This window comes from Nocardioides sp., from assembly GCF_047607365.1.
Taxonomy (GTDB): Bacteria; Actinomycetota; Actinomycetes; order Propionibacteriales; family Nocardioidaceae; genus Nocardioides.
In genome coordinates this window covers 1-4199 of sequence record NZ_JASGDD010000152.1, presented here as the reverse complement: position 1 = coordinate 4199, position 4199 = coordinate 1, and the positions used below count along the sequence as shown (strand labels likewise).

General features: G+C 69.9%; 3 protein-coding genes. 1 reads left to right on the top strand and 2 read right to left on the bottom strand.

Features of this window, described 5'->3' with window-relative positions; translation table 11 throughout:
• Positions 1–54: 54 nt before the first annotated feature.
• Positions 55–624 carry a YceI family protein gene (locus tag QM572_RS11910; RefSeq protein WP_415093337.1) on the bottom strand — a complete coding sequence of 190 codons (570 nt, stop codon included), beginning with the start codon at positions 622–624 and terminating at the stop codon, positions 55–57.
• A 332-nt stretch (positions 625–956) separates the two neighbouring features.
• On the opposite strand from QM572_RS11910, the gene QM572_RS11905 reads away from it, so the two are divergent.
• Positions 957–2774: a DEAD/DEAH box helicase gene (locus tag QM572_RS11905; protein WP_415093335.1), complete on the top strand. Its 1818-nt coding sequence runs from the start codon at positions 957–959 to the stop codon at positions 2772–2774.
• A gap of 127 nt (positions 2775–2901) precedes the next feature.
• Here QM572_RS11905 and QM572_RS11900 read toward each other — a convergent pair.
• On the bottom strand, positions 2902–4199 hold a 1298-nt coding region (locus QM572_RS11900; protein ID WP_415093334.1), incomplete at its 5' end, for an NAD-dependent succinate-semialdehyde dehydrogenase.

The window sequence follows — 4199 nt, the reverse complement described above, 5'->3', positions numbered from 1 at the left end:
GGGGCCTCCCCTGCCCCCGAGTGGGGGGCAGGGGAGGCCCCACTCGGTGGTGGGTCAGGCCTGCTTGATCGCCGAGATGTCGAACTCGAGCTTGATCTTCTCCGAGACGAGCACGCCGCCGGTGCCCAGGGGGGCGTTGAACGTCAGGCCGAAGTCGGTGCGGTTGATGACCGCCTGGCCCTCGAAGCCGACGCGGGTGTTGCCGAACGGGTCCTGGGCCGAGCCGGTGGGCTCGAACGGGACGCTGACGGACTTCGTGACGCCCTTGATCGTGAGGTCGCCGGTGATGGTCCAGGTCTCGCCGTCGTACTCGACCGCGGTGGAGGTGAAGGTGATCTTCGGGTTGGCCTCGGTCTCGAAGAAGTCGCCGGAGAGCAGGTGGCCGTCACGGTCCTTGTTGCCGGTGTCGATCGAGTTGGCGTCGATCGTGACCGAGACGGTCGAGTTGGCCGGGTTGGCGGTGTCGACGACCGCGGTGCCCTCGAACTCCTTGAAGGAGCCGCGGACGGTGGTCACCATCGCGTGGCGGGCGCTGAAGCCGAGGCGGGTATGGGCCGTGTCGAGGACGTAGGTGCCGGCGATGTCGTCGAGGGCGGTGCTGGTGCCGAAGGTGGTGTCAACCATGGTGGATCTCCAGAGATGAGTCAGAGGGTCAGAGCCTTTTCGACGACTCTAACCCTCTGACTTGAAGATTCATTCCGTAGTGGCGTACGGCAGGCTGAACCTCGCCCGACGCTCAGGCGGCGTGATGAGTGCTCGCCGCGGCGGAGGCCGGCGTCCAGACGGCCTCGAGACGCTCACGACCAGCGGCGTCGATGACCGTGACCCAGGTGCACGTGATCTGCGTGTTCATCGGTATCCACCTCCTGTTCACCTTGTGTTCACCTAAGGTACCACGGCTGGTCACCCTGCGTCGGGAAATCCGCTCCAGCGGCCGCAGCGACTACCCTTGGCTGGTGGTTGACCAGACTTCCCCCGACCGTGCCGGCTCCGACGACCGAGCGACAGGTCAGCTGACCTTCGCGGACCTCGGCCTCTCCGAAGGCGTCCTGGCGGCGCTGCGCGAGGTCGGATACGAGACGCCCAGCCCGATCCAGGCCGCCACCATCCCGGTGCTGCTCGAGGGCCGCGACGTCGTCGGCCTCGCCCAGACCGGCACCGGCAAGACCGCTGCGTTCGCCCTGCCGGTCCTGTCCAACCTCGACCCCTACGAGACGAAGCGCCCCCAGGCCCTGGTGCTCGCCCCCACGCGCGAGCTCGCCATCCAGGTCTGCGAGGCCTTCGAGCGGTACGCCGCCCAGCTCCCCGGCATCCGCGTCCTCCCGATCTACGGCGGCTCCGCCTACGGTCCGCAGCTGACCGCCCTGAAGCGCGGCGTCCACATCGTCGTCGGCACGCCCGGCCGGATCATGGACCACCTCGACAAGGGCACGCTCGACCTCTCCGAGCTGCGCTTCCTCGTGCTCGACGAGGCCGACGAGATGCTCTCGATGGGCTTCGCCGAGGACATCGAGACGATCCTGGCCACGACGCCGGACGAGAAGCAGGTCGCGCTCTTCTCCGCGACCATGCCGCGCCAGATCAAGGCGCTCACCGGGCAGTACCTCCGGGACCCGAAGGAGGTCCAGGTCAAATCCAAGACCGCCACGGCCTCCAACATCACCCAGCGCTACCTCATGGTGAGCTACCCGCAGAAGCTCGACGCCCTCACCCGCATCCTCGAGGTGGAGAACTTCGAGGCGATGATCGTCTTCGCGCGTACCAAGTCCGAGACCGACATCCTCGCCGAGAAGCTCCGTGCCCGCGGGTACGCCGCCGCCGCGATCAACGGCGACATCGCCCAGGCGCAGCGCGAGAAGACCGTCAACCAGCTCAAGGACGGCTCGCTCGACATCCTCGTCGCCACCGACGTCGCCGCTCGCGGCCTCGACGTCGAGCGCATCTCGCACGTCGTCAACTACGACCTGCCCACCGACGTCGAGTCCTACGTCCACCGCATCGGCCGCACCGGCCGCGCCGGCCGCTCGGGCGACGCGATCTCCTTCGTCACCCCGCGCGAGCGCTGGCTGCTCAAGGCCATCGAGAAGCACACCAAGGCCGTCCCCACCGAGATGCAGCTGCCGAGCGTCGACGAGGTCAACGCCACCCGGCTCACCCGCTTCGACGAGGGCATCACCGAGGCGCTCGCGTCGAAGGAGAAGATCGGCTTCTTCCGCGACGTCGTCGCGCACTACGTCTCCGAGCACGACGTCCCCGAGCTCGAGGTGGCCGCGGCGCTCGCCTCGATCCTCCACGGCGACGAGCCGCTGCTGCTCGACCCCGAGCCGGTCCGTCCGGTGCGCGAGCGTCGCGACCGCGACGACCGCGGGGATCGTGGGGACCGGCCCGAGCGTGGCGAGCGCGGTCAGCGCAAGGCCACCGGTGAGGGCTGGGAGAAGCGCTCGCGCGGAGACGGGCAGCCGCTGGCGGCGTACAAGATCCAGGTCGGGAGGCGGCACAAGGTGGAGCCGCGGATGATCGTCGGCGCGCTCGCCAACGAGGGCGGCCTGCGGCGCGCCGACTTCGGGAACATCTCGATCCGGCCCGACTTCAGCATCGTCGAGCTCCCGGCCGACCTGCCGCAGGAGACCTGGGACGCGCTCGCCGAGACCCGCATCAGCGGCAAGCTGATCGAGCTCTCCCGCGACCGCGGCGCCCCCAACCGCCGCACCGGCCAGCGCTTCAGCGAGGACCGGGGCGACAAGCCCACTCGCAAGCCCCGCCACAAGGATTGATCGGCAGGGTTCCTCTCGACGGGATAGGTCGCAGGGGCGTGCGGCGCCAAGGCGGAGGGCCGAAGGCGGCCGTCGAGCGAAGCGGGCCGTCGAGGCCCGACAACGCCGGCGACGCTCCGCCTGCGGCCTAGCCCGGCGGGAGAGAGACGTACGTCGTCTCTAGGTACTCCTCGATGCCCTCGAACCCGCCCTCGCGGCCGAAGCCGGACTGCTTCATCCCGCCGAACGGCGCGGCGGGGTTGGAGATCAGGCCGGTGTTGACGCCGACCATGCCGTAGTCGAGCCGCTCGGCCAGCCGGATCGTGCGGGACAGGTCGCGCGTGTAGACGTACGACGCCAGGCCGTACTCGGTCGCGTTGGCGCGCTCGATGGCCTCGTCCTCCGAGGTGAAGACCGAGATCGGCGCGACCGGGCCGAAGATCTCCTGCCCGACGATCTCGGACTCGAACGGCACGTCGACGAGCACGGTGGGACTGTAGAAGTAGCCCGGACCCTCCGGCGCGGAGCCGCCGGTGAGGAGCTTGGCGCCGTCGTGGACCGCGTCGGTGACGAGCTGGTGGACGGAGTCGACCGCCTTCTCCTCGATCAGCGGGCCCACGTCGGTGCCTTCGGTCTGGCCACGGCCGACCTTCAGCGCGCCCATCCGCGCGGCCAGCTTCTCGCCGAACTCCTCCGCGACCGACTCATGCACGAGGAAGCGGTTGGCGGCGGTGCAGGCCTCGCCCATGTTGCGCATCTTGGCGATCATCGCGCCGTCGACGGCGGCGTCCACGTCGGCGTCCTCGAAGACCAGGAACGGGGCGTTGCCGCCGAGCTCCATCGAGACCCGCTGGAGCTGCTCGGCGCTCTGCTTCACCAGCAGCTTGCCCACCGGCGTCGAGCCGGTGAAGGAGACCTTCCGCAGCCGGTCGTCGCCCATGAGCGCCTGCGACTGCTGGGCCGCGGAGGCGGTCGGCACGACGTTGAGCACACCGGCGGGCAGCCCGGCCTCGGCGAGCACCCCGGCCAGGGCCAGCATCGTCAGCGGCGTCAGCTCGGCGGGCTTGACCACCATGGTGCAGCCGGCGGCGATCGCCGGCCCGATCTTGCGCGTGCCCATCGCGAGCGGGAAGTTCCAGGGGGTGACGAAGTAGCAGGGGCCGACCGGCTTGCGGATGGTGAGGAGCCGCGACGTCCCGGCCGGGTTGTTCATCCAGCGGCCGTGGATGCGCACGGCCTCCTCGCTGAACCAGCGGAAGAACTCGTTGCCGTAGGTCACCTCCCCCTTGGCCTCGGCGACGGGCTTGCCCATCTCCAGGCTCATCAGCTCGGCGAAGTCGTCGGCGCGCTCGGCGATCAGCTCGAAGGCGCGGCGCAGGATCTCGCCGCGGTCGCGCGGGGCGGTGGCCGCCCACGCGGCCTGGGCTCCCGCGGCGGCGTCGAGCG